Origin of the sequence: Delftia acidovorans NBRC 14950 (assembly GCF_001598795.1) — a bacterium.
Taxonomy (GTDB): Bacteria; Pseudomonadota; Gammaproteobacteria; order Burkholderiales; family Burkholderiaceae_C; genus Comamonas; species Comamonas acidovorans.
On sequence record NZ_BCZP01000013.1, the window covers coordinates 14,768 to 38,198 of the forward strand.

The following is a 23,431-nucleotide window of genomic DNA, read 5'->3' on the forward strand; positions in this document are numbered from 1 at the left end:
AAGACGGTCCTTGTTGCATGGAAAGGAAAAGAAAGGGAAACGGGCGGCGGGCCCGTGCAGCGCTACGGCCGCACATCGGCGCGATGCAACACATGGACCTTGTTGCCGTCGGGATCGCGCAGGTAGGCGCCGTAGTAGCCATCGCCGTAATGCGGGCGCGGGCCGGGCGGGCCTTCGTCGCTGCCGCCCCGGGCCAGGCCGGCGGCATGGGCCGCGTCCACCGCGTCGGGCGACGGGGCCACAAAGGCCACCATGGCGCCATTGCCCGCCGTGGCCGGCTCGCCGTTGAAGGGGCTGTAGACATAAAAGCGCGGCAAGGCCGCCGGCGGCGCCACCCAGCACAGCGCGGCCGGCCCGCCATCGGGCTGGACGGCGCGGCGCTGCAGTCCCAGCGGGAAAAGCACCGCGTCATAGAAGCGGCCGGCCCGCTCGAGATCACGGGCGCCGACGGTGATGTGGCTGAACATGGAGTGAACGTTACACTATCGACAAATGAAATAGTGTCACGGCACACTCATTTTTTCCTTGCCCCGACCATGCTCCTGCCCTCCCCCTGGACGCCCCGTCTTGCGCGCATTGAAGCCAGTGCCGCCGAGCGGCTGGCGCGCGCCCTGGCCGACGACATCGTCGAAGGCCAGCTGGCCGGCGGCGACCGCCTCCCCGCCCACAGAGACCTGGCCGACAGGCTGCAGATCGGCCTGGGCTCGGTGACCAGGGCCTATGCGCTGCTGGAGCGCCGGGGGCTGACACGCAGCGTCAAGGGCCGGGGCACCTTCGTGGCGTCACAGCAGGCGCAGGCTGGCGAGGACATCGACCTGTCTTCCAACGCGCCGCCGGCCGCCATCAGCGAACGCATGCTGGCGCGCACGCTGACCGCCATTGCGCGCCGCATCGATGCCGATCACTTCAATTCCTACGCGCCGCCGGGCGGACATCCGGAGCATCGCCGCGTGCTCGCGCGCTGGCTGCAGACGCTGGGCCTGAACGTGGAACCCGACCACATGGTGCTGACCAGCAGCGCGCGCCAGGCGCTGTCGCTGGCCCTTGACCTGGTCTGCCAGCCCCGGGGCCGGCTGCTGACCGAGCGCATCACCTACCCCGGCGCCATTGCCCTGGCCCGGCGCAAGGGCTGGGCCCTGCAGGGCCTGGCCATCGACACTCAGGGCCTGCTGCCGCAGGCGCTGGCCGATGCGCTGGAGGGCATTCCCGCCGCCGAAGGCAAGGTGGTCTACCTCACCCCCACGCTGCACAACCCGACCACGGCCACCATGGGCGCGGAGCGCAGGCAGGCGATCGTGGACATCTGCCGCAGCGCAGGCGCCTGGATCATCGAAGACGGCGTGTATGCCGCCTGCTTGCCCGATCACGCACCCTTGGCCCATCTGGCCACGCTGGCGCCCGAAATCACGCTGCATGTGAACGGGCTGTCCAAGTCCCTGGGACCGGGGCTGCAGGTGGGCATGCTGGTGCTGCCCGCTTCGCTGTGCGGCGCGGCTGTGGAGCTTGTGCAGGAGATGTCCATGGCGCCTTCGGCCCTCTCCTGCGCCGTGATCGATGAATGGCTGTCGCACGGCGTGGTCGCTTCCCTGCAGGCCGACCTGCGCCATGAGGCACAGCGGCGCTGCCGGCTGGCCGCATCACACCTCGCCTCACACCTGAGTGGCTCCGGCCTGGTGCTGCACCCCGAGGCCTACAACGCCTGGCTGCCCATGGAGCGCGAAGCCGCCGACCGCCTGGTATCGGCCGCAGCGGCGCTGGGTTTGAAGCTGACCGATCCGGGCTCGCTCATGGTGGACCCGCAGGAGCAGGCCAGCGGGCTGCGCATCTGCCTGGGTGCGCCGCGTTTCGACGCGCTGGACGGCGCCCTGGCGCAGTTGGCCCGGCTGCTTACTGCGGCGCCCTGAGCTTGTGCTGCAGCGCCCTGGCCACGGCGCCCAGCACGGGGACCTTGGCGAAGATTTCCTCCACCGGGTCCCAGAAATCCCGGTGCGTCGCCACCAGCCCGTCGCCATCGAACTGCAGGTAGCTGGTGCCGCAGATGTGCATGGGCTGGCCGGATGCCCGCACAAAGCCCAGCTCCCACAGCAGAAAACCGCTGTCGCCCTGCACCGCGCCGTGGCTGACGGCGAAGCGGGGCCGGTCGAGCTGCTCGAACATGTGGGAAAACACGCGCTCGATCGCGGCGTGGCCGCGCACCTCGTTGAACGGGTCCTTGAACAGGGCCTGCTCGGCATACAGGGACAGCAGCGCCGGCAGGTTGTCGCGGCGCAGGGCCTCGTAGGCCTGGGCCAAGCGGGCCAGTCGCGGATCGGATATGCCGCTGCTCATGGGTTTCATGCTCCGGTGAAGCGGCGGACCGCAGAGAAATACCAGGCGTCGGGCAGGCAGCGCAGCAGGCGCACCCAGCGCGTGAAGCGGCGCGGGAAATTCATCTCAAAACGCCCCTGCGCCCAGCCCTGCAGCATATGCCGGGCCGCCTCGTCGGCGCCGATCAGGGCCGGCATGCTGAAGCTGTTTTGCGCCGTCAGCGGCGTATCGACAAAGCCGGGATTGATGATGGACACGCCCAGGCCCAGGCCATGCAGGTCCAGATAGAGGTTTTCCGCCAGGTTGTTGAGCGCCGCCTTGGTGGGGCCGTAGGCCAGGGACATGGGCAGCCCACGGTAGCCGGCCACCGAGCCGACCAGGGCCAGATGGCCCCGGCCAGCCTTGAGCAGCATGGGCAGCGCGGCATCGAGCAGGTGCAGCACGCCGCCATAGTTCACGGCCAGGTGGTGCTGCATCTCGGCCAGGTCGAACTCGGTGGCGCGCAGGGGCCGGTAGTGGCCTGCGCAGTAGAGGATCAGGTCGGGTGCCCCGCCCGCGTGGGCCAGCACGGCCTGGGCGGCCGCATCCACGGCGGCGGCATCGGTCACGTCCAGCGGCAGGGCCAGGCAGCCCTCGCGGCCGCGCACGAAGTCCTGCAGCGCGCCGCCATGCCGTGCGGAGACGATCACCCGGGCGCCCTGCCGGTGCAGCGCCTCGGCCGTGGCACGCCCTATGCCCGAGGAGGCGCCCACCACCCATGCCGAGCGTCCCTTCCAGTCAGCCAGCAGCGGGTTCAGCCCGCGCGAGAACAGCGGCATGGCCATCACTCCTTGACAAAGGACAGCGTCACATCGCCCAGGTGCACGCCGAGCTTGCTCATGGCCGTGCGGTTGAGCAGGGTGCGCCCGTCCATGAGGTACATCCAGTCATCCATGTGGACGTTCCAGACCCGCCCATTCACGGGCAGGGCCAGCACATAGCTCCAGCGGATGGCATTGCCCGCGCTCTGGCCCTGGGCCTCGCCCACCACGTCGTCGGCCCGGCCGCTGTAGCGGCCCTCGCCCAGGTGGCGGATATGCCAGACCCGCTCCTGCGTGCTGCCGTCGCTGTAGACGAAGTGCTCCTCCAGGGAGCCCTCGTCGCCATTCCAGCGGCCCGTCATGCGCACGGTGAATCGCTTGACCACCTTGCCCGATCGGTCCGTGAACATGCCGTGCGCCGTCAGCGGCCCGTTGAAATACTGGCGCAGGTCCAGCTGCGGCTGCTCCTTGGCGTAGTCCTGGACCGAAGGCCCGGCACAGCCCGCAAGGGACAGTGCCAAGGCCGCCCCCAGGCAGACGCGCCGCAGCGGCGAAAACGAAGTGGAGTGGGTGATGTGGCTCATGTGTGACTCCAGGAAGAATGCAATCGCTCGGCGCGCCAAAGCAGCAGCGCCGCCGCCAGCTTGAGCAGGCAGGGCAGCCCGCCATAGGCCCAGGCCAGCGCCTGCAGCCCGGCCGGGTCGGTGCCGCCGCTGCGGTAGCCCGCGGCGGACAGCAGGGGCAGGGCCAGGCCCGCAGCCAGGGCCAGGTTGAGCTTGGTGGCGCAGGTCCACCAGCCCAGGTAGCGGCCCTCGCCCCGGCCGCCCTGGCCGGACTCGTGGATCACGCCCGTGAGCAGTGCGCCCGGTAAGGCCAGGTCCGCGCCCAGGGCCAGCCCGCTGGCCAGGCAGATCACGGCAAAGGCCATGGCATCGCCCGCGCCCAGCCAGGGCGTGAAGCCGAAGGCCAGCACGCTGGCCAGCATGCCCGCGCGCCAGCTGGGCGCCAGGCCCCAGCGCGAGACGGCCTTCACCCACAGCGGCAGGCCCAGGGCCGCCGCGCCAAAGAAGCACAGCAGCAGCAGGGGCTGCAGTGCAGGCGCCTGCAGCCTGTCGGCCACAAAGAAGGGCAGCAAGGTGGCGGGAACGGCCGCGGCCACGCCATTGAGCATGAAGATGGCCAGCAGCCGGCGAAACCCGGCATCCGCCCATGGAGAAGTGGAAGAGGCCAGGGCGGCCGAGGCCGGGGACTCCGCTTGCGGCATGCGCGGCGCAGAGGACACATGGGGCACAGGAGCCACGGGCGCCCGGAGCCGGTACAGCCCCATCAGCCCCAGCGCCAGGCCCAGCGCAAGCACGGCGCTGGTGGCGTCAAGGCCCATCAAGGCCGGCAGCACGCTGGCCAGCAGCACGCCCGCCAGCGTGGCGCCCTCGCGCCAGGCCGTCACACGGGCACGCCAGGCGGGCTGCCCGCCCCAGCGGGTGCCCCAGGCCTGGTGGAGGATGGTGACGAAGCTGTAGGCCAGCGTGCACACCAGCAGGCTGCCGGCCAGCCAGCCCAGCATGGCGGCCTCGGAGCCGCGCGGCGGATGCCACAGCGCCCCGAAACCCAGCACCATCAGCAGGCTGCCCAGCGCAGCCGCACGCCAGGCCGGCCGCACACCGCCGCGCAGCAGCCTGTCGGCCTGGCGGCCAATTGCCGGATCGACCACGGCATCGAGCGCCCGCGTGGCCAGCAGCACGGCGCCCAGCCCGGCCAGCGGCGCGCCGGCCACGCTGGCGTAGTGGTAGGGCAGGTTCACATACAGGGGCAGGGACACAAAGGCCAGCGGCGCGGCCAGCCCGCCATAGGCCAGCCCTGTGCGCCAGGGCAGCACGGGGGCAGGAGCGGGGGCCGGGACGGAGGTCATGGCATGGTCCGCTGGCGTTCAGCCCTGGCCCAGCAGCGAGGTGCGCATGGCAGGCGCCGAGGTCTGCGGCGACAGCCAGATGCCGAAGAACAGGCGCGCATAGTCGGCATCGCGCAGCTGCGCCGTCTGCCGGCCGTTGTGGAAAAAGCGCACATCGCCCTGGCCATCGTTCAGGCCCAGCAGCCGGTCCTTGGCCACCACATCGGGAAAGGCCTGCTTCATCAGGTCCAGCCATTGGCGCGCCTGCTCTTCGGTGAAGCTGCCGACCCTGCGCATTTCGGCGATGGAGCGCTCGGCGATGGCCGCGCCTTCGAGCTTGCGGTCGTAGACCAGCTCCAGCGCAAACGGGTGGCGGGCGTAGTCCTCGGGCAGCAGTCCGGGCGCGGCCCACAGCCGCGCCTCATAGACGCGCAGGCCGAAAAAGCGCAGCACGGCCGTGCCCATCAGGCGCGCAGACGGCAGGGCGCTGCGCAGTTCGGCCGGAAGTTCGGCGGTCGGGGTCATGGCGTGCAGGGCGTTGGACATGGTGATCAATGAAGGGGCAAGGACGCAGGCGGCGCACCAGCCCAGGGCCTTGCGGCGGGGTGCATGGGGTGCACGCGGCGCGCGGCGCGCGTGAGGTTGCGGGGCTGTCATGGCAGGGGCTTGCGCAGCGTGAACTGGACGACATCGGTGTTGCCGGTATCGAAGGCCGCCTCGCAATACGCCAGGTAGAAGGTCCAGATGCGCACGAAGCGTTCGTCAAAGCCCTGGGCACGCACGGTCTCCAGGCGCTCCTCGAAGGACTGGCGCCAGCGCCTGAGCGTCTCCGCATAGTCGCGGCCAAAGGCCATGCGGCCTTCCACCACCAGGCCGGCGCGCCGTGCCTCCTGCTCGAAGGCGGGGATGCTGGGCAGCAGGCCGCCCGGGAAGATGTACTGCTGGATGAAGTCGGTGGAGCGCAGATAGCGCGCGAACAGGTCCTCGCGCAGCGTGATGGTCTGTATGCAGGCCAGGCCCCCGGGCTTGAGGCAGTCGCGCAGCGTCTGGAAGTAGCCGCGCCAGTATTCGCGGCCCACGGCCTCGAACATCTCGATGGAGACGATGGCGTCGAAGGGCTCGCCCGCATGGCGCGCGGGCAGGTCGCGGTAGTCCTGGTAGCGCAGCTCCACCGCGTCGGCCAGGCCGGACTGCTGCATGCGCTGCTGCCCCCAGACCAGTTGCTCGCGCGACAGGGTCACGCCCGTGACCCGGGCGCCGAACTCCTGCGCCGCCGCCTCGGCCAGGCCGCCCCAGCCGCAGCCGATTTCCAGCAGGCGCTGGCCGGGCTGCAGCCGCACCTCGTCCAGCGTGCGCCTGAGCTTGGCCTGCTGGGCCTCCTGGAGGTCCGCGTTGCGCAGCGCTTGGCCCGTGCGGCCCTGGAACCAGGCCGCGCTGTAGCTCATGCCCGGGTCCAGCCACAGGCGGTAGAAATCATTGCCCAGGTCGTAATGTGCATGGATGTTCCTGGCGCTGCCGGCCCGCGTATTGCGCTGCAGCAGATGGCGCAGGCGGTAGCCCAGCCGGCCCCACCAGCTGCCATAGACCAGGCTTTGCACATGGTCGCGGTTGACCATGCACAGCCGCAGCAGGGCGGCCAGGTCGGGGCTGTCCCACTCACCGGCGATATAGCCTTCGGCCAGCCCGATGTCGCCCGATTTGAGTGTGCGCTCCAGCGCCTGCCAGTCGTGCAGCACGCAATGCGCATCGGCAGCCCCCGACGGCGGGCGGGGCAGGTGCAGCAGGCGGCCATCGGGCTGCTCCAGGTCCAGTTGCCCGTGGGGCAGGCGTTCGAGCAGGTTCAGCACCCGGCGCGCCCGTGCAGGCGTGCGGCGCGGCGCTGCCGCGGAGGGGCTCAGCAGGGGGGCGGCGGTAGTGTTCATCGTGTGACGAAGCGCTTGGGCTCGGAGGGTTTGCCATGGAAAGGCACGCGCTTGGCCCAAAGGCGCAGCGCATGCCAGTGGATGCGGGCGACCACGCCCAGCGTCATCAGGGGCGTGCCGAAGAAGGCGCGGCGCACGGTGGCGCCGTCGAGCGGGTGCAGCACGCCGCCCACGCTGGTCTGCAGCAGCGGGCCGTCCTCGTCGTGCAGGTCCACGCGCGCCAGGGTGCGGCCTTCGCCGCGCTCGAAGCGGAAGCGGTACTCGCCGCGCACCTCGCAAAACGGCGAGACATGGAATTGCTTGCGCGCCACCTGCTCGCGGCCCCAGTCCAGGTCCGGCCCCGCCAGCAGATAGGCATGGCGCTCGCCAAAGGTGTTGTTGACCTCGGCCAGCACGGCGGCCAGCGAGCCGTCGGCGCGGTGCGCATACCAAAAGCTCACGGGCTTGAACACGTAGCCCAGCACGCGGGGGAAGGTGTGCAGCCAGACCTCGCCATCGGCGTCGGCTATGCCTTCGCTGTGCAGCAGCTGCTCGAACCAGGCCAGTGCGTCGCAGCCGCCCTCGCCGTGGTCGCTGTCATGAAAGCTCAGCCAGCCCAGCCGGTTGCGCCGCAGCGCGGCGTCCGGCTGCGTGCGCAGGCTGCGCAGCGGCAGCATCAGAAAGTAGCCGGGATAGCGGAAGGCATGCTCGACAGGCCGCAGGCGGCGGTGCCAGACATGGCCGAAGCCGATGAGGGGGCGGGCCGTCATGCAACCCCCTCGAAGGCCGCGCTGGCGGGCAGAACGGGCAAGGCCGGCAGGGAACGCAGCAGGCCATCGGCCGCGTCCAGGCCCGAGCGCAGGCCGTCTTCGTGAAAGCCGTAGCCGCACCATGCGCCGCAGAACCAGGTCCGGCGCTGGCCCTGCACGTCGGCCACGCGGCCCTGGGCCTCGATGGCCGCCAGGTCGAACACCGGGTGGCTGTACTCGATGCGCGCATGGACCTGGCCTTCATCGATCGGGCGCACCGGGTTCAGCGAAACCATCACGGGCTGCTGCCACGGCAGGGGCTGCAGGCGATTGAGCAGGTAGTGCAGGCAGACGCCGGCCTGGTCCCGCCCCGGGTCGGCCGCGCGTTCGTAGTTCCAGGCGGCCCAGGCCGCCTGCCTGCGCGGCAGCACGCTGGCATCGGTGTGCAGAACGGCCTGGTTGGGCTGGTAGCGGATGGCGCCCAGCACGCTGCGCTCCTGTGGCGTGGCATCGCTGCCGAGCAGGCGCAGGGCCTGGTCGCTGTGGCAGGCCAGCACCACGGCGTCGAACGGCTCCGTGCCGTTCGCCGTCTGCAGCAGCGCGCCGTGCGCGGCGCGGCGCAGGCCCAGCACGGGCGCATTCAGGCGCGCCTCGTGGCGGCCGTCCTTCAGCAGCGCGGCCACCATGCGCCGCACGTACTGGCGCGAGCCGCCGCGCACCGTGTGCCACTGCGGCCGGTCCGTGACCTGGATCAGTCCATGGTTGTGGCAAAAGCGGATCAGCGTGGCCACGGGAAAGCGCAGCATCTGGTCGGTGGGGCAGGACCAGATGCAGCCCATCATGGGCAGCAGGTAGTCCTGACGGAAGGCGGCGCCAAAGCCGTGGTCGTCCAGAAAATCGCCGATGGCGCTGCGCAGCCGCACTTCATCGCCTTCCTGGGCGATGCGCGTGGCCAGGCGGTTGAAGCGCAGGATCTCGGCCAGCATCTTCAGAAAGCGCGGGCGCAGCAGATTGCCCCGCTGCGCGAACACGCCGCCCAGCGAACTGCCGCTCCATTCAAGGCCCGCGCGGCCATCGGCCTGGGGCACCTGCACGGAAAACGACATCTCGGCGGCAGCCGTGGGCACCTGCAGCTGCTCGAACAAACGTGTCAGCAGTGGATAGGTGCGGTGGTTGAAGACCAGAAAGCCGGTGTCCACGCCCTGGCTCACGCCGCCCAGCGTCAGGTCCACCGTGTTGGCGTGCCCCCCGAAATGGCCGCCAGCCTCCAGCAAGGTCACGGCAGGCCCGCCCGGCGCCGCGGCCAGGCGGCTCGCTGCGGCCAGCCCCGCAATCCCCGAACCGATGACAGCAATGCGATGCATGGAGGCGCCCTTCTTGGTTGAACAGACCGACTAGACCACAAAGACCAAATCGTGAACTGATGAGTTCAAACTATAAACCAAACATACCCGCTTTGCACTATTTGGTATCAGATATGACCTGCGAGGTCTAAAATATCGCTATGACTAGCCGCTCCTCCATCAAAGAACAGATACAGCGCGTGCGCGAGCAGGCCATCGTGGCGGCCGTCAACCGGCTGCTGGCCACCAAGGGCTACGACGCCATGACGGTGGACGAGGTCGCGGCCGAGGCCGGCATGGCCAAGGCCAGCCTGTACAAGCTGTTCACCTCCAAGGAAGAACTGGCGGGCGCCGCCATGGTGGGCGTGCTGGACCGCGCCCTGGCCTTTGTGGACGGCCTGCGCGACACGGCGGCCCAGGCCGCCGAGGCCGGCACGCCGGTGCGCCCGCTGGACCAGCTCAAGGCCGTGACGTGCTGGGCCATGCAGACCCAGCTGGAAGGCGAAATGCCCTCCCTGCCGGCGCAGAACTCCAACCTCAGCGCCTCCCTGCAATCCAACGATGCCTACATGGACCGGCTGATCGCCCTGAGCAACCGCCTGAGCATCTGGATCACCGAGGCCCAGACCAGCGGCCAGCTGCAGCCCGCGCTGCCGGCCGAGCTGGTGCTCTACACGCTGTTCGCGCGGGCCTGCGATCCGGTGGTGGCCCTGCTCAAGGAATCGGGCCAGTACACGCACGCGCAAATCATCGACTGGGTCACGAGCACCACGTTCGACGGGCTGGCGGCGGCGGATTGACCTAGGCCGCGCAGCGACAGCTGCGATGCGTCGACCCGTCTCCAGCATGACCGGCAGCCGGTCCCCGCGGGCTCCCTGTTGCGCATCGTGCCGCCTTCGCGACTCCTACGAAACACAGCCGGGGGCGCCTGTATAGTTGCGGCTTGGCGACCACGGCAACACCCCGCGCCGTGCGGGATTGTCCTGCCAGGTCCTGTCTTTTACTGCGCTGATACCTCGCAATGCAGCCCCCAGCCACAGCCCTGCCCAGCACGACGTTCGCCACCGACCAATTGGCGCAGGCAGACCGCTTCGAGGCGTGGCGCAGCAGCATCTCCGTGCTTTTCGACGTGGCGCCGCTGGAGCGCGGCGCGTCGCCAGGGCGCTTCCATGCCTCGGTGCATGCGGTCCACCTGGGCCAATTGCTGCTGGGCGACCTGCGCTTCGGCGCGCAGCGCTTCTCGCGCGGCCAGGCACGCGCCGCCCACGACGGCCTGGACCACTACCTGGTGCAGTGGTACCGCGCAGGGGGTTTCGTGGGCCAGCATGGCGACGGCAGCGAACTGCGAGTCCGCCCCGGTGACGTGGTCGTCTTCGACATGGCCCGCACCCAGCACACCGTGGCCCAGGATTCCCATGTGCTCTCACTGATCGTTCCCCGCAGGCTGGGCGAGGCTGCCTGCGGGTCCCCGGGCCCGGGCACCCACGGCACCGTGCTGGCCGCCGACAGCCTGTTCGGCGGCCTGCTGGCAGACCACCTGGGCGCACTGCACCGGCGCCTGCCCTCCATCGGCCCGGCGCAGGCCGATGACGTGGTGCACGCCACCCTGCAAATGCTGGCCGCCTGCCTGCGCCCCAGCCAGCGCACCCTGGCCGAAGCCCGCGCCGAGGTGCATGCCGCCACGCTGGAGCGCATCCAGCGCCATATCGCGCGGAACCTGGGCACGCCGCTCTCGCCCGAGGCACTGTGCCGCTGCTTCGGCATTTCGCGCCACCGGCTCTACCACCTCTTCGAGCCCCTGGGCGGCGTGATGCGCTATGTGCAGCAGCGCCGTCTGCAGCGGGCCTTCCACACGCTGTCCAATCCCGCCTACCGGCGCCTGCGCATTGCCGAGGTGGCCGCACGCCTGGGCTTTGCCAGCGAGGCGCATTTCAGCCGCGCCTTCCGTGCCGCCTTCGGCCACACGCCCAGCGATGTGCGCGCCATGGCCGAGGCGGCTGATGCCGTGCGCATCAATCCCCCACCCGGCACCACGACCACATCGGCGGAATATGCCGACTGGCTGCTCGGGCTCATGGCCTGAGCGAGGGATGGCCGGGCACGAGAGCGTGCAGGTCCAGCGGGTCCATGGGCGCGGCACATGGGCGCGGCACATGGTCCCGGCATTTATCAGGCCATCGAGCTGCGACAGCAGAAATGCCATCCGCGCCCTGGCCGGCAGCCGCTGCAGCATGGTCATGAATCGCAGCACGGACCCTGCAGCCAATGCAAATGAGAATTCATATCAATTGGATAAAATACCGGGAGTTCTTTGACGCACAAGAGGAAAGGCCCGGCACGTGCATCCATCCACCGACAGTGGCGCCAGCCAGGCTCTGGGCAGCATGTACGCGCAGCACAACCATTGGCTGGTCGCGTGGCTGCAGCGCAGGCTGGGCAACCGCTGCGATGCGGCCGACCTGGCCCAGGACACGTTCACGCGCATCTGGGTCAGCGCCAGGACACAGGCCATCGAGGACATCCAGGAGCCCCGCGCCTACCTGACGACGGTGGCCCGGCGGCTGCTGGTCAACCACCTGGAGCGCCGCTCGCTGGAGCAGGCCTACCTGGCCTCCCTGCACCTTCTGCCCCAGGCCACCGTGCTGTCCGTGGAGGCGCGGGCCATCCTGCTGGAGACGCTGCAGGAGCTCGATGCGCTGCTGGACGCCCTGCCCGCCAAGGTGCGCACGGCCTTTCTCATGTCCCAGCTCGAAGGCCTGTCCTACGAGGACATTGCCGCCCACATGCAACTGAGCGTGCGCACCGTGACCCGCTACATGGCCCAGGGCTTTCGGCAATGCCTGCTGGTGATGCTGGAGCGCTGAGCATGCAGGCCGCAGACGCACGCATCCTGGACGAGGCTGCCCGCTGGCTGGCACGCAGGCACGCCTCGGACTTCAGCGCCGCCGAGCAGGCCGAGCTGGCACGCTGGCGCAGCCAGAGCAGCCGGCATGAACACATCTGGCAGTGCGCCGAGCAGCTCAAGGGCCGCTTCAACGCCGTTCCCGGCGCCGTCGGCATGGCCACGCTCAACCGCGCGCGCCCCTCGGCGGCACGGCGCCAGTTGCTGCGCTCGGCCGTGCTGGCCCTGGCCACGCCTGCGCTGGGCTGGCTGGCCTGGCGCCATCTGCCCTGGCAGGACTGGACGGCCGACTACCGCACGGCCAGGGGCGAGCGCCGCGCGGTCACGCTGGCCGATGGCAGCCGCGTGCAGCTGAACACGGCCTCGGCCATCAGCGTGCGCATGGATGGCACGGCGCGGCGCATCCGCCAGCATGCCGGGGAAATCCTGGTCGAGACCGCGCATGCCCCGCCCTACGCCTCCCAGCCTTTCATGGTGCAGACAGACGACGGCCAGATGCAGGCCCTGGGCACGCGCTTCATCGTGCGCAAGCTGGAGCGGGGCACGGCGCTGGCCGTGCTGGAGGGCGCGGTGCGCGTCACGCCGGCAGCATCGGCCACGGCCGTGGTGGTGCATGCGGGCGAGCAACTGCAATTCGATGGACAAGGCGCCAGCGCCACCCGCCCGGTGGCGCCGCGGGACTCGGCCTGGACGCTGGGCGTGCTCTATGCCGAGAACCTGCGGCTGCAGGACTTCCTGGCCGAGCTGTCGCGCTACCGCGAAGGCCTTGTGCGGTGCGACGACGATGTCGCCGACCTGCGCGTCTCCGGCACCTACCAGCTGCATGACACCGACCGCATCCTGGCCCTGCTGGCCCAGACCCTGCCGGTGCGCGTGCACGAGCGCAGCCGGTACTGGGTGACGGTGGCGCGGCGCTGATCCGATTTTTTTCTGCCGTGGCTGTCCGGTTTTTCGCTCTCGCCTGTCAAGGCTTGCGAAGACCACTTTCATCGACAGCCCAGAGGACAGAACACCATGCACTCCCCTTCTTCCACCGCCGGACCACGCGCCAGCCTGCGCGCCACCGCCTTGGCGGCCCTGGCCGTCAGCACCTCGCTGCTGCTGCACGCGCTGCCAGTCCAGGCGGCCGAGCCGGCCGCCAGCGCCGCTGCCAGGAGCTACCAGATCCAGCCGGGTCCGCTGGGCCCGGCGCTGATGGCCTTTGCCGCGCAGGCAGGCGTGAACCTGGGCATGGACCTGCAGCAGCTCGGCGGCATGGAGACACGCGGCCTGTCCGGCACGTTCTCCGTGGAGGACGGCTTTGCGCAGCTGCTGAACACGTCAGGCTGGACAGCGCGCCGCGTGGGGGCGGGCAACTACGCGCTGGAGAAGCTGCCTGCGGCGGCACGCCAGGCGCCGTCTGCCGCAGCGGCCGTGCCCTCACCCTCAGCCCCAGCCGCGGCACAGGCCACGGAACTTGCCGCCATCACGGTGACCGCGCGCACGCAGAACAACCTGGTCGCGCCCTCGCGGCAAGTCACGATTCTGGAAGGCCAGGAGGTGGAGCAGCTGCGCCAGGGCTCGGACAGCCTGGCCACCATGCTCAGCAAGGTGGTCCCCGGCATGGCGGACTCCAGCCACACCATCACCGACTACGGCCAGACGCTGCGCGGCCGCAACATGCTGGTGCTGGTGGACGGCGTTCCGCTGAACACCAACCGCGACTCGTCCAGGAACCTGGCCAACATCAACCCGGCCGACATCGAGCAGATCGAGGTGCTGCGCGGCAGCAGCGCCATCTACGGCAGCGGTGCGGCGGGCGGCATTGTCTCCATCCGCACCAAGCGGCCCTCGGGCGAGACGCGGGCCGAGACCATCGTCACCGGCTCGGCCCCGCTGTCCCGCCTGCGCGGCGCAGGACTGGGCGGCGAGGTGCAGCACTACCTGTCCGGCGGTGGCGAGGTGGTCGACTATTCGGTGAGCCTGGGCGCCAGGCACATGGGCGGCGCCTTCGACGCCAGGGGCAACCGCATTGCACCCGAGCCCAGCCAGGGCGACCTGTTCGACTCCAACATCTACAACGCCTCGGCCAAGATCGGCTTCAAGCTCGATGCCGACCAGCGCCTGCAATTGACCGCCAGCCACTACAACGCGGCCCAGGACACGGACTACGCCTCCGACCCGTCGGTGGCGCGGCTGCCGGCCGGAACGGCGGCGGCCCGCCCCATCAAGGGCCTGGTGCTGGCCGACCAGAACCAGATCAAGAACACCATGCTGGGCCTGGACTACGAGAACCGGGACATCGCAGGCAGCACGCTGGCCGCCCAGCTCTACTACCGGGACTTCTTCACGCGGTTTGCGCCCTTCGACGCACGCGCCGTGCCGGTGCGGGGCGCCAATGTCGACCAGTCCATGCAGAACTCCGAGGTCTTTGGCGGGCGCCTGACACTGAAGACGCCGCTGGGCGCCAGCAAGAAAAGCCTGCTGATCTGGGGTGCGGACTTCCACCAGGAGCGCACCGACATGCCCATCGACATCTTCGACCCCAGGGCCTATGACGCCAGCGGCGGCCTGGTCTTCAACAAGACCGGCCGCCTGGTCTACATGCCCCCGGTCACCACGCGCAGCATCGGCGCCTTCGCCCAGCTGCAGCACCAGTTCAGCGACCAATGGTCGGCCGAAGGCGGCCTGCGCTACGACCGCGCCCAGGCCAGCTTCAACGACTTCACGCCGCTGTCGCAATCGCGGGTGCCCAACCCCCAGCCCGTGAATGGCGGCACCGTCCAGTACAACGCCTGGACCTACAACCTGGGCACGGTCTTCACGCCGGTGAAGGGCCAGGAGTTCTATGCCTCGTACAGCCAGGGCTTCGAGCTGCCGGACATCGGCGTGGTGGTGCGCAATGCCACGCCGGCCTTCAACCTGGGCAACTCCAACCTGCAGGCGGTCAAGACCAACACCTATGAAATGGGCTGGCGCGGCAAGTTCTCCAACGTGATGGCCAATCTCAGCGTCTTCCAGTCGCGCTCCAACCTGGGCGCCGTGCAAAGCTTCAACAACGGCCTATCCCTGCTGCGCACCCGCGAGAAGATCCACGGCATCGAAGGCGGCCTGGACTACTTCAGCGATGACGACCACTGGAGCGCGGGCGGCAGCTTCACCTGGATGAAGGGCCGCGAGCTGCCGCAGGCCGCCAGCGGCTACCAGGACATGACGGGCTTTCGCATCCCACCGCTCAAGCTGACGGCCTATGTGGAGTACCGGCCCGATGCCCGCTGGAGCCACCGCCTGCAGGCAACCTCGTATGCCGCCAAGGACTACCGCCTGGACGGCAAGACCGGCTTTGGCCGCTATGACACACGGGGCTACACCACGGTGGACCTGATCAGCCAGTGGAAGATCGACCCCAAGAACCGCGTGTCCCTGGGCGTGGAAAACCTGTTCAACCGCCAGTACTTCCCGCTCTACAGCCAGCTGCTGCGCAGCAACAACAACACCAGCCGCCTGCCAGCGGCCGGCACGGTGCTGAAGATCAGCTACGCGCACACCTGGTGACCCGCGGGCAGGCACCGATCGCCGGGGCCTGCCAATACCCACCCGTGCAGCCCGGACGACCCCCTGGTTAAAATGAGAACCAATCGCATTAAGTCATTGATATCAGGGGATTCATCTTTGCGGTTGTGGGGGTCAGCATGTCATCCGGCGAATTCGCGCTGCACAACGAGATCCAGTCGCTCTATCGTGACCATCACCGATGGCTGCGCGATTGGCTGCGCAGAAAACTGGGCTGTTCCCACCATGCCGCCGACCTGGCCCACGACACCTTCGTGCGCCTGCTCGGCCGCAAGGAGCGGGCGGACCCGGTGGACCCCCGCGCCTACCTGACCACCATCGCCCACGGCCTGGTGGTGGATTTCCACCGGCGCCGGGCGCTGGAGCGGGCCTATCTGGAATCGCTGGCCGCCCTGCCCGAGCCGCAGGCGCCTTCGCCCGAGGCACGGGCCATCGTACTGGAGGCCCTGGTGGCCATCGACGCCATGCTCGACGGCATGAAGCCCGCCGTGCGCCAGGCCTTCATCCTCTCGCAGCTCGAAGGCCTGACCTATGCGCAGATCGCCGCCCGGCTGCAGGTGACCGTGCGCACCGTCAACAACTACATGCTCAAGGCGCTGGAGCACTGCTACCTCATCGTGGCAGACGGCGCATGACGGCCTTGCCCTCGAACAGCGACAGCGCCCTGGACGCGGCTGCACATTCGCCCACCCCCACCACCACCCCAGCCCAGGCACAGGCCCGCATCCGCCAGGAAGCGATTGCCTGGTACGCGCGCCTGTGCTCCGGCGATGCCACCGACGCCGACCGTGCCGCCTGGCAGCGCTGGCATGAGTCCCACCCCGAGCACCAGCGCGCATGGCGGCATTTCGACGCCCTGCAGTCCATGCTGCAGCGCGTGCCGGGGCACCTGGCCGCCTCCACGCTGCAGGCCAGCCGGCGCAGCCGCCGCCGGGTGCTGCGCGGTATCGGCGCACTGGTGGGCAGCGGGGCCGTGGCGGGCCTGTCATGGCAGCTGGCCGGCGGGCAGGGCGGCGTGCGCTCCTGGCTGGCCGACTACCGCACCGGCACGGGCGAGCGCCGCACCGTCACGCTGGCCGACGGGTCCGAACTGACGCTGAACACCCGGACCTCGGTGGACGTGTCCATGGACCCCACGCGCCGGCTGCTGGTGCTGCGCGAGGGCGAGATCCTGGTGCAGACCGCCCATTCCCTCGCCGGGCCCGGCGCGGGCGCCAAGGATGGCCGCCCGTTCATGGTGCACACGCCGCAGGGCCGCATCCTGGCGCTGGGCACGCGCTTCACCGTGCGCAGCGAGGGTGGCGAGGGCGGTGACACCTTGGTGAGCGTGCTGCAGGACGCCGTGGAAATCCAGCCCCTGCAGGACGCCAGCCGCAGCCTGCGGCTGCAGGCCGGCCAGCAGGCCAGCTTCAGCCGCAACGGCATGCTGCCCGCCCAGGCCGCCGACCCGGCCCTGGTCAGCTGGGTGGGCGGCAGCCTCATCGTGGACGGCTGGCGGCTGGACGACGTGGTGCGCGAACTCGCACGCTACCGGCCCGGCCGCCTGGCCTGTGACCCGGCCGTGGCCGGCCTGCGCGTGTCCGGCGTGTTTCCGCTGGCCGACACGGACAAGGCGCTGGCCGTCATCACCCGCGCCTTCCCGGTGCGCGCGGCTGGCCTGTCGCGCTACTGGCTGACCCTGGTGCCCGTCTAGGGCCAGCCCAGGGCGAGCCAGAGCCAGCCAGGGTCAGCCATTTCCCCATGCCGCGCAAAAAACTTCGCGGCCCATTTTCATCTTTTGCGATCTCGTTCGGCTCCCTTCATGAAAGCCCTTGTCTCACCGCTGTTCATGGCCAGGAAACCCGAATGCAAACGCCCTTCACACCGACACCCGCCCGCGCGGCGCTGACCTGCCTGCTGGCTGCGGCGGTGGCATGTGCGGCCCCTGGCCACGCGGCCGAGCCCCTGGCGCAGACCCGCCAGGCCGCCAGGGCCTATGAGATCGGGGCCGGCCCGCTGGCCTCGGTGCTGGGCCAGTTTGCGGCGGCCGCAGGCGTGGCCCTGTCCTATGACCCGGCCAGCACGCGCCAGCGGCAGTCGGGCGGCCTGCGCGGCAGCTATACCGTGGGCGCGGGCTTTGCGGCCATCCTGGCGGGCTCCGGGCTGGAGGCGGTGGAAGGCGGCGCGGGTGAATTCATCGTGCGCAAGGCGGCCATGCCCGCAACGGCCGGCGCTGCAGCGGCCGACGCCACCGAGCTGCCCGCCGTGCGCGTCGTGGCCCGGGCGGTCCCTGCCCCGGTCGATGCCGACGAGCGCTACCAGCCCACGCCCGATGCCTCCAGCCTGCGCACCACGGCACCCGTGCTGGAGATCCCGCAGGTGGTCAACGTGGTGCCGGCCCAGGTGATCCGCGACCAGCGCCCGCGCAACCTGGACGAGGCGCTGGCCAATGTCAGCGGCGTCACCCAGGGCAACACCCTGGCCAGCACGCAGGACACCATCATGAAGCGCGGCTTCGGCACCAACCGCGACGGCTCCGTCATGCACAACGGCATGCCCCTGGTGCAGGGGCGCGGCATGAACGCCGCCGCCGAGAGCGTGGAAGTGATCAAGGGCCCGTCCTCGCTGCTGTACGGCCTCATGGACCCGGGCGGCGTGATCAACGTGGTCAGCAAGAAGCCGCAGCTGCGCCAGCGCACGGCGCTGTCGCTGCAGGGCTCGGGCTACGCGGGCGGGCGCAACGGCACGGGTGCCACGCTGGACACCACCGGCCCCATCGGTGAGAACGGTCTGGCCTACCGCTTGGTCGTCGACCATGTGGACGAGGACTACTGGCGCAACTTCGGCCAGCACCGCGAGACGCTGGTGGCGCCGTCGCTGGCCTGGTATGGCGACGACACGCAGGCCGTGCTCTGGTACGAATACCGCAAGTACCTGACGCCCTTCGATCGCGGCACGGCGCTGGACCCGGTCACCCGGCGCCCGCTGGACCTTCCCGCCACGCGCCGGCTGGACGAGCCCTTCAACCAGATGACGGGCGAGACCCACCTGGCCCAGCTCTCCGTGGACCACCGCCTGGGCAGCGGCTGGGCCGCCCACCTGAACCTGAGCTACAACCGCGAGATCTACGACGCCAACCAGCTGCGCGTGAACGGCGTGAACACCGCGCGCGGCACCCTGCAGCGCAGCAACGACGCCACGCACGGCGCACTCAGCACCGACAGCTATGGCTCGGCCTATGTGGACGGCAGCGTGCAGCTGGCCGGCCTGCGCCATGACCTGCAGTTCGGCGCCGATGCCGAGTACCGGCTGATCTACCGCTCCGACCTGCTGCGCCAGGCCGTCACCTCCACCTTCAGCTACACCAATCCTGTCTATGGTCTGGAGCAGCCCTCGGCCACCGTCTCGGCCAGCGACAGCGACCAGAGGGACCAGCTGCACAACCAGTCGCTGTTCCTGCAGGACGCCATCCACCTGGGCGACCGCTGGGTGCTGACCACCGGCCTGCGCTACCAGACCTGGCGCCAGACCGCCGGCCGGGGCCGCCCGTTCAAGGCCAACACCCAGGCCGACGGCACGGCCTGGCTGCCGCGCGCCGGCCTGGTCTACCAACTGGCCAACGGCCTGTCGCTCTACGGCAACTACTCGCAATCGCTCAGGCCCACCTCCACCATCGCGCCGCTGGCCAGCGGCACCGTGATCGACTCGGGCGTGGCGCCCGAGGAGGCCCGGTCCTGGGAAGCCGGCGCCAAGCTGGACCTGCCAGGGCAGCTCACCGGCACGCTGGCGCTGTTCGACATCCGCAAGAAGAACGTGCTGGTGTCCCAGTTCAACGACGCCACCAAGCTGACCGACTGGCGCACCTCGGGCGCGGCGCGATCGCGCGGGCTGGAGGTGGATGTGGCCGGCGAGCTGGGCCGCCACTGGAGCGCCATCGCGGCCTTTGCCTATGTGGATGCCAAGACCACGCAGGACCCGCTCTACCAGGGCAACCAGCTGTGGAACGTGGCGCGGCAGACGGCCTCGCTGTCGGCCGTGTACGACTTCGGCCAGGTCCTGGGCGGTGTGCTGGGCGGTGTGCTGGGCGATGTGCTGGTCGAGGGCCGGCTGCGCGTGGGCGGCGGCCTGCAGTACGTGGGCAGGCGGCCCGGCGACTCGGCCAACTCCTTCTGGCTGCCAGGCTACACCGTGGCCCATGCCTTTGCCACGTATGACACGCGGATCAACGGCTACAGGACGCGCTTTCAGCTCAACGTGAAGAACCTGTTCGACCGCACCTACTACCCGTCGAGCGCCAACACCTACTTCATCTCGATGGGCGACGCGCGCCAGGTGCTGCTGCGCGCCACGGTCGAGTTCTGAGCGGGCGCCAGTCCCGCCCCCGGCCTTTCCTCTTTTGTGTCTGTCCCGGCACGCAGCCGCATGCGATGCCACGCATCACGCATCACCTCCATGAACTTATCTCCGCCGCTTATCGCCTCGCCGAACGCCCCGCCAAACGCTTTTTTCCTCTATTGACTGGCCATTGCGCATGCCTTCCTCCTTCCACACCCTCCCCCCCATTGCCGGCATACCCCGTTCCTGCCTTTGCCTTGCCCTGGCCGCCATCCCCGTGATGGCCTTCTCCCAGGCCGCCGACGCACCGTCCACGCAACTGGAAACCGTGCAGATCCAGGCCGAGAAGCAGCAGAACAACGAAGACAACTTCGTCGCCCGCAAAACCACGGGCGTGCTGCGCTCCGATGCGCCGCTGTTCGAGACCGCGCAGTCCATCAGCGTGGTGACCCAGCGCCAGATCGAGGAAAAACAGGTCAGGTCCGTGGCCGAGGCGCTGGAGAGCGTGGCCGGCGTGGCGTCCGGCTCGTACGGCCGGCGCGGTTGGGATGACTTCATCATCCGCGGCCAGATCTCCAGCGCGCAAACCTATGTGGACGGCCTGCGGGCGCAGACCTCCACCAATGTGCTGCGCTCCGAGGACATCTTCGGCATCGGCTCCATCGAAGTGGTCAAGGGCCCCACCTCGGTGGGCTTCGGCCTGGCCCTGCCGGGCGGCCTGGTCAACCTGACCACCAAGCGCCCGCAGGCCGAGTCGTTCTCGCGCGCCGGCATCAGCGTGGGCAGCTATGGATTGAAGGAAGCCAATTTCGACCTGAACTACTCGCCCGACGGAAGCCGCAAGGGCGCCTTTCGCATCGTGGGCCGCGCGTCCGACCAGAACGATCCCACGGACTACGTCTACTTCAAGAACCAGTACCTGGCGGGCTCGTACAACTTCGACCTGGACGGCAGGAACGAGCTGTCCGTCATCGCCAGCTACCAGCACCGCAACTACATCCGCAACCAGGGCATTCCGCAGAACTACGAAAAATACGGGCGCAATGTCTTCATCGGCGAACCCGACCGCAGCTACGAGGTGGACTCCTACCGCCTGGGCGCCAACTACGCGCACTACTTCGACAACGAATGGGTGTTCCGCCAGAACTTCGCGCTCACCAAGGGCAGCAGCCTGAGCAACTCGGTCTTTGCGGCGGCCAATGCCAGGTTCCCCCTGGTCGCGCGCCAGATCAACTACCAGGACAAGCAGGACGTCAACATCGCCCTGGACAACTACCTGCAGCGCAACTTCCGATTCGACCGCGTGAACTACGAGCTGACCGCCGGCATCGACATGATGCGAGAGCGCAGCGACTACTACCAGCGCGTGGACAACATCAACCCCTTCAACGCCGACAACCCGGTCTATGGCGTCACCTCCATCCGGCCAGGCAAGCCCTCCCACAACCTGACCTACAGCCAGTACGTGGGCCTGTACCTGCGCAACACCATCAAGATCGATGAGAAATGGATCGTCGGCCTGAATGGCCGCCATGACTGGACGCGCGTGGAAATCCAGGACAGGCTGGCCGGCGGCTCCGTCAGCAACAGCAACACCGCCTTCACGGGCAGCGCCTCGCTGATGTACCAGGCCAGCGAGTTCCTGGCACCCTACGTCAGCTACTCCACCTCCTTCATGCCCGTGACGGATGCCGGCATCAACGGCACGCTGCTCAATCCCGAGGAAGGCAAGCAGACCGAACTGGGCGTGAAATTCCAGGCCCTGGACCGGCGCTTGCAAGGCTATCTGGCGGTGTATGACCTGCGGCGCAAGAACGTCACCGAGAACGACGCCACGCTGGGCTACGCCGTCCAGACCGGCGAGCAGACCACCAAGGGCTTCGAAGCGGAAGTCGTCGCCTCGCTGACGCGGCAATGGAATGTCTCGGCCGCCTACAGCTACATCCCCTCGGCCCGGACCTCCCAAAGCCTGACGGCCAGCGAAATCGGCAAGCGCATCAACCATGTACCCAAGAACGCGGGCTCCGTCTTCACGCAGTACTACTTCAACCCCGACCGCCTGGGCTGGAACATGGGCGCAGGCCTGCGCATGCAAGGCGCCCGCACGGCGCAGCGCGGCACGGCCTTCGTCAACCTGGCCAAGTACACCCTGCTCGACCTGAACCTGGGCTATGAAGCGAAGTCATGGGGCCTGAGCCTGGCCATCAAGAACCTGCTGGACAAGGACTACGTCCAGGGCACCACGCCGAACGCGCAGCTGCTGAGCTTCGGCAGCCCGCGCACGCTGATGGTGAGTGCCAGGTTCAAGTACTGAGGCTGGCTGGCTCCTTCAAGCATGCGAGCCTTTCAGCCAAGGTGCGCAACCCGGCGCCGCCGATAGGCGGGCGCCGGCTGCGCCCCGGCTTCATGGCCCCTTGCGCAGCGAGATCGGCGTGCCCCAGACCGTGTCGGCCGCGCCCTGGCGGCCCAGCGTGGTGACCTGCATGGGCACCAGGCGTGCCATCAGCTTTTCCTGCTCGGTGTTGAGATTGGCGCGCGTGGCCAGATAGTTGCGCGTGAACTCCATGGGCGGCGGCAGTGTGTGGACGGTGAAGTCTTCCAGCGGGCATTCCACCTTCTCGGCAGCCACCTTGCGGCAGCCGGCCTGGCGGAACTGGTAGCTGGGCGTCTTCAGGTGCGAACGCTGGCTCAGCACCAGTTGGCCGCCCTCCAGCGTGAAGCTGGCCAGCGCCTGCCTGGGCGGCACGCGCACCTGGACCTTGAGTGCGGGAATGTCGCGCGAATCCGTGTCCTGGTAATAGCCCGCCGCCATGCCCGGCGTGCTGTCGGTGACCATGCGCTCGCCCCAGGCCACGCAATTGCCCGAGGCGCGGTGCACCGTGGTGCAGTACTTCTCGATCCGGCTCTGCGAGTGCGTGCTGCCCTCCTTCCAGTTCATCTCGGTATAGAACTGGCGATAGGTTTCCGGCGACAACGTGGCCGTTCCAAGGGTGCCACGGCCTGAGCCGGTGGCCCCGGCCTTGGCGCCCAGCTGGTCAAGCTGGGCATTGAGCCGGTAGTCGTCCCCCCCCGTCATCAGGTACTTGCCCGGCGGCAGCACATGGACCTCGAAGGCCTTGAACAGATAGGTGGTCTTGGGGTCGCGCTGCAGCGCGTTGTTCTGGAACTTGCGGCCAAACACGATCTCCGGCTTGTCCTCATGGGTCCAGACCACGTTGGGAGTCCACTTCGACATGCCATCGGCGTCGGCCAGCGACTTGTGCGGCGTCAGATCGGCCACCAGCACCACGGCCATGTTGGCTTTCAAGGCTTCGCTGATCACCCACAGCGTCTTCGCCTGCTCCGCCTCCTCCTTCTCAAGCTGCCCGCTGGAAGGCGGCGCGGCACACCCTGACAATCCCAGGGCGAGCACCAGGGTCGGCAAAACGAAACATGGGCGCTGCAGTGTCATCGTTGAAATCCTTGGGGGTTGATGCTGGAAAGGCGTCATTTTGCGGGGAGATCTCCGGCGGCCCCGCCCAGTGGCAGGCCCTCGACACGGAAAAGCCGCCCGAAGGCGGCCGGTTCCAGGGAGCACTGCACCAGCGCTGGCTGCGATCAATCAGCGTTGCTGTGGCTGGCGCAAAGGCTGCCCTTGTTGGCGGACGTTCGCCTTGCACTGCATCTGGCTGTAGT

Annotated in this window: 20 protein-coding genes; 10 read left to right on the forward strand and 10 right to left on the reverse strand. The window is 69.0% G+C overall.

What is annotated here, in order from left to right:
• Positions 1-62: 62 nt before the first annotated feature.
• On the reverse strand, positions 63-467 hold the full coding sequence (locus DA1_RS17585) for a VOC family protein (RefSeq protein ID WP_034397276.1): 405 nt from the start codon (positions 465-467) through the stop codon (positions 63-65).
• Positions 468-536: 69 nt separating this feature from the next.
• On the opposite strand from DA1_RS17585, the gene DA1_RS17590 reads away from it, so the two are divergent.
• Positions 537-1,904: an aminotransferase-like domain-containing protein gene (locus DA1_RS17590; protein WP_034397278.1), complete on the forward strand. Its 1,368-nt coding sequence runs from the start codon at positions 537-539 to the stop codon at positions 1,902-1,904.
• Here the strand turns inward: DA1_RS17590 and DA1_RS17595 are convergent.
• From DA1_RS17595 to DA1_RS17630, 8 genes are read right to left on the reverse strand one after another with little or no spacing between them, the layout of a single operon-like run.
• Positions 1,888-2,328 (reverse strand): nuclear transport factor 2 family protein, encoded by a 441-nt coding sequence (locus DA1_RS17595; protein WP_034397280.1) that lies wholly within the window; start codon positions 2,326-2,328, stop codon positions 1,888-1,890. The two genes, DA1_RS17590 and DA1_RS17595, sit on opposite strands and share 17 nt — an antisense overlap.
• A 5-nt stretch (positions 2,329-2,333) precedes the next feature.
• Positions 2,334-3,125, reverse strand: a complete 792-nt coding sequence (locus DA1_RS17600; RefSeq protein WP_012207677.1) for an SDR family NAD(P)-dependent oxidoreductase — start codon at positions 3,123-3,125, stop codon at positions 2,334-2,336.
• A 5-nt stretch (positions 3,126-3,130) separates the two neighbouring features.
• Positions 3,131-3,691 carry a DUF3833 domain-containing protein gene (locus DA1_RS17605; RefSeq protein ID WP_034397282.1) on the reverse strand — a complete coding sequence of 187 codons (561 nt, stop codon included), beginning with the start codon at positions 3,689-3,691 and terminating at the stop codon, positions 3,131-3,133.
• Positions 3,688-5,016 carry an MFS transporter gene (locus DA1_RS17610; protein ID WP_034397284.1) on the reverse strand — a complete coding sequence of 443 codons (1,329 nt, stop codon included), beginning with the start codon at positions 5,014-5,016 and terminating at the stop codon, positions 3,688-3,690. The genes DA1_RS17605 and DA1_RS17610 overlap by 4 nt, the downstream gene beginning before the upstream one ends.
• Before the next feature lie 18 nt (positions 5,017-5,034).
• Entirely contained in the window at positions 5,035-5,652 is a 618-nt protein-coding gene (locus DA1_RS17615) for a chalcone isomerase family protein (protein WP_051941006.1), read from the reverse strand.
• On the reverse strand, positions 5,649-6,917 hold the full coding sequence (locus DA1_RS17620; RefSeq protein ID WP_034397286.1) for an SAM-dependent methyltransferase: 1,269 nt from the start codon (positions 6,915-6,917) through the stop codon (positions 5,649-5,651). The genes DA1_RS17615 and DA1_RS17620 overlap by 4 nt, the downstream gene beginning before the upstream one ends.
• Positions 6,914-7,666, reverse strand: a complete 753-nt coding sequence (locus tag DA1_RS17625) for a DUF1365 domain-containing protein (protein ID WP_034397288.1) — start codon at positions 7,664-7,666, stop codon at positions 6,914-6,916. The genes DA1_RS17620 and DA1_RS17625 overlap by 4 nt, the downstream gene beginning before the upstream one ends.
• Positions 7,663-9,009, reverse strand: a complete 1,347-nt coding sequence (locus DA1_RS17630; protein WP_034397290.1) for an NAD(P)/FAD-dependent oxidoreductase — start codon at positions 9,007-9,009, stop codon at positions 7,663-7,665. The genes DA1_RS17625 and DA1_RS17630 overlap by 4 nt, the downstream gene beginning before the upstream one ends.
• Before the next feature lie 140 nt (positions 9,010-9,149).
• Between DA1_RS17630 and DA1_RS17635 the strand changes: the two genes are divergently transcribed.
• The 9 genes from DA1_RS17635 (at position 9,150) to DA1_RS17675 (ending at position 22,070) form a co-directional block, all read left to right on the forward strand.
• On the forward strand, positions 9,150-9,788 hold the full coding sequence (locus DA1_RS17635; protein WP_034397292.1) for a TetR/AcrR family transcriptional regulator: 639 nt from the start codon (positions 9,150-9,152) through the stop codon (positions 9,786-9,788).
• 221 nt (positions 9,789-10,009) lie between these two features.
• Entirely contained in the window at positions 10,010-11,071 is a 1,062-nt protein-coding gene (locus tag DA1_RS17640; RefSeq protein WP_034397294.1) for a helix-turn-helix domain-containing protein, read from the forward strand.
• A 301-nt stretch (positions 11,072-11,372) separates the two neighbouring features.
• Positions 11,373-11,852, forward strand: coding sequence for a sigma-70 family RNA polymerase sigma factor (locus tag DA1_RS17645; RefSeq protein ID WP_051941123.1), 480 nt, complete (start codon positions 11,373-11,375; stop codon positions 11,850-11,852).
• 2 nt (positions 11,853-11,854) lie between these two features.
• Positions 11,855-12,808, forward strand: a complete 954-nt coding sequence (locus tag DA1_RS17650) for a FecR domain-containing protein (RefSeq protein WP_034397298.1) — start codon at positions 11,855-11,857, stop codon at positions 12,806-12,808.
• 96 nt (positions 12,809-12,904) lie between these two features.
• Positions 12,905-15,424 carry a TonB-dependent receptor gene (locus tag DA1_RS17655; protein ID WP_034397299.1) on the forward strand — a complete coding sequence of 840 codons (2,520 nt, stop codon included), beginning with the start codon at positions 12,905-12,907 and terminating at the stop codon, positions 15,422-15,424.
• Positions 15,425-15,561: 137 nt separating this feature from the next.
• Complete coding sequence (locus DA1_RS17660) at positions 15,562-16,077, forward strand: sigma-70 family RNA polymerase sigma factor (protein ID WP_034397301.1); 516 nt, start codon at positions 15,562-15,564, stop codon at positions 16,075-16,077.
• The gene (locus tag DA1_RS17665) at positions 16,074-17,135 is read left to right on the forward strand and encodes a FecR domain-containing protein (RefSeq protein ID WP_034397302.1); all 1,062 of its coding nucleotides are present in this window, start codon (positions 16,074-16,076) and stop codon (positions 17,133-17,135) included. Before DA1_RS17660 ends, DA1_RS17665 begins: the two co-directional genes overlap by 4 nt.
• Positions 17,136-17,287: 152 nt before the next feature.
• Entirely contained in the window at positions 17,288-19,783 is a 2,496-nt protein-coding gene (locus DA1_RS17670; protein WP_034397303.1) for a TonB-dependent siderophore receptor, read from the forward strand.
• A gap of 169 nt (positions 19,784-19,952) precedes the next feature.
• Positions 19,953-22,070 (forward strand): TonB-dependent siderophore receptor, encoded by a 2,118-nt coding sequence (locus tag DA1_RS17675; protein ID WP_034397304.1) that lies wholly within the window; start codon positions 19,953-19,955, stop codon positions 22,068-22,070.
• Between the two features lie 90 nt (positions 22,071-22,160).
• On the opposite strand, the gene DA1_RS17680 is transcribed toward DA1_RS17675, so the two are convergent.
• A complete protein-coding gene (locus DA1_RS17680; RefSeq protein ID WP_034397305.1) occupies positions 22,161-23,207 on the reverse strand; it encodes a hypothetical protein in 1,047 nt (348 codons plus the stop codon).
• Positions 23,208-23,431: the final 224 nt, after the last annotated feature.